Origin of the sequence: Flavitalea sp. (assembly GCF_035489435.1) — a bacterium.
Lineage (GTDB): Bacteria > Bacteroidota > Bacteroidia > Chitinophagales > Chitinophagaceae > DATHKG01.
In genome coordinates this window covers 1-2,125 of sequence record NZ_DATHKG010000128.1, presented here as the reverse complement: position 1 = coordinate 2,125, position 2,125 = coordinate 1, and the positions used below count along the sequence as shown (strand labels likewise).

3 protein-coding genes are annotated in these 2,125 nt (G+C 42.0%); 2 read left to right on the top strand and 1 reads right to left on the bottom strand.

Annotated features, from left to right (window positions below; genetic code table 11):
- Positions 1-193 (top strand): hypothetical protein (locus VK664_RS20230; protein ID WP_461400516.1); only part of this gene is annotated, 193 nt, incomplete at its 5' end.
- A gap of 193 nt (positions 194-386) precedes the next feature.
- On the opposite strand, the gene VK664_RS20225 is transcribed toward VK664_RS20230, so the two are convergent.
- Positions 387-1,484: an IS110 family RNA-guided transposase gene (locus VK664_RS20225; protein WP_461400515.1), complete on the bottom strand. Its 1,098-nt coding sequence runs from the start codon at positions 1,482-1,484 to the stop codon at positions 387-389.
- Positions 1,485-1,627: 143 nt separating this feature from the next.
- On the opposite strand from VK664_RS20225, the gene VK664_RS20220 reads away from it, so the two are divergent.
- A partial coding sequence (locus VK664_RS20220) for an endonuclease/exonuclease/phosphatase family protein (RefSeq protein WP_461400514.1) occupies positions 1,628-2,125 on the top strand: 498 nt, incomplete at its 3' end.

Sequence of the window (2,125 nt, the reverse complement as noted above, 5' to 3'; positions counted from 1 at the left end):
CCCCTCCTACTATGATGCAAGAGTGCTGCTTCGATTAAAAATTATTTTTGGATCTTGGTATAGTGATTTCGCTTTTTGTATAACTAGTTATTTAGCACTGGTTTGTTTTTTTATTAAGCATCCTACAATTAACGGTCCGGGACTTACCCTGCCGCAAGGTCTCTTTCAAGATTATAAAAATGGGCGGCTGTAACCTTCGCAAAGAACGATCACTCAGTTTCCTGAACGTCGCAAGAGGGGCTAACGGTGAACCGCCCAATCAGCTCAATATTTTAACTTACCAGTATTAGTATTCATTTTATCCATTGATCATCTGCAACTTACTATTTGTTTTATCGCAGTAAAAAGAAGATGTGCGGCTCCTCCAGAGCAAGCACAACTTCTTTTTACGCTGCAATCGCAGGTTCTTTTAGTGGCGACAACATTCCGCGTTGATAAACTTCTTTATTCACCCACACTGCCCGTATCCGTAACAGTAAATGTTTCGCTATCCTGATAATCGCTTTGTTTGCAGGCATTTTGTCTTTATACCGGTAATAGAGCTCTTTTAATGCCGGGTCTTTTTTTATAGCCGACCAACTGGCTTCAATCAGGATTGGTTTTATATGTTTGTTTGCCCGGTTGGTCATGCCAAGCCTGGAATATTTATCATTGCTACTATATATGTCCGGAACCAAGCCCACATAAGAACACAGCAGATCTTTATTTTTAAACCGCTTCATATCAATGAGCTCGGTTTGAAGGGTCAGCGCTGTTATTAAACCAACACCATCAACACTCCGTAAAAGATCATGGATTTCTCTAAGTTCTTCATTCTGCCTGATCAATCCTTCCAGTTTATTGGTGATTTGGACAATCACCGTTGAGCGATGTTCATACTCATCCAGGAGATGACCTAACGTAAACTCCTTCGATTGAACGGTTAGTTCAATTTCCCGAAGCCGGCAAATTACCTGCTTTGTGAGCTCTGCTAGTTTTTCTTCAACCGGAAGGCTGTAACACATGAGGTAATGCTTTAATCGGTTTATCGTTGCGGTCCGGTCATTGACCATGGACTTTCTATAACGAACCAACGCTCTGATGGCTTCAATTTTTTCGTCCGGAACGTAAATCCCTTGCAAAGTCCCTTTTGAACATTCAAAGGCAAGTTTACGCGCGTCGCGTTTGTCAGTTTTGGTTTTTCGGTCTTTGTCACTGGTTGGAATATCAGCCGCATTGACCACAATACAATCCACATTCAACTCCTTGAATAACCGGTACGCTCCAAAACCAGAAAAACCTGCCTCATATACCAAATTGATTTTTTCGATCCCCGGAAACTTGTCTTTCAGGGTTTTGATCAGCTGTTTTCCGTCAGGATCCTGAGCAAATGACGCCGCTTTTTCCCCATTGTAGACCACACAAACCTTCCAATTGGTTTTATGTACATCCAGGCCTACAAAAATTGTTTGACCTGCAAAATTGACTTGATTACCTTTGAACATGGTTCTTGATTTTGAATGATTAATGTTGTTTTGCAATTACAAAAATCACTTATTTCAAGAACCTTTTTTCATTTTAACGATCCCCCCGCATACATAAGACCTTCGCAGGAGGGGAGCTTAAATGTCTTAATATTGCACCCTCTATGAATCAACTTCGCATCGCCACCTACAACCTCAGATACGCAAACGATAAAGACACGGGTAATTTATGGGTCGACAGAAGCCCTGTGGTTATCAATCTTATCCGGTTTCACGATTTTGACATCTTGGGCACACAGGAAGGCGTTAAAGCACAACTTGACGATATAAGTACTCCTTTACATTATTATCAAAGGTTTGGTGTGGCCAGGGACGATGGTAAAGAAGCTGGTGAACACTCCGCCATTTTTTTTAAAACGGAAAAATTCAAGCTGATTAAAGGTGGGAATTTCTGGCTCTCGGAAAAACCTCAGTCCCCTGGCCTGGGCTGGGATGCAAAACACAACCGTCTTTGCACCTGGGTTGAACTGGAGATAAAGGACAACCAGGAAAAGATTTTCGTTTTTAACGCACATTTTGACTATCACGGTGTCAAAGCCCGCGAAGAGAGCAGCCGGCTCGTGCTTGAAAACATCACTGAAATTGCGGCTGGCAATAAATGT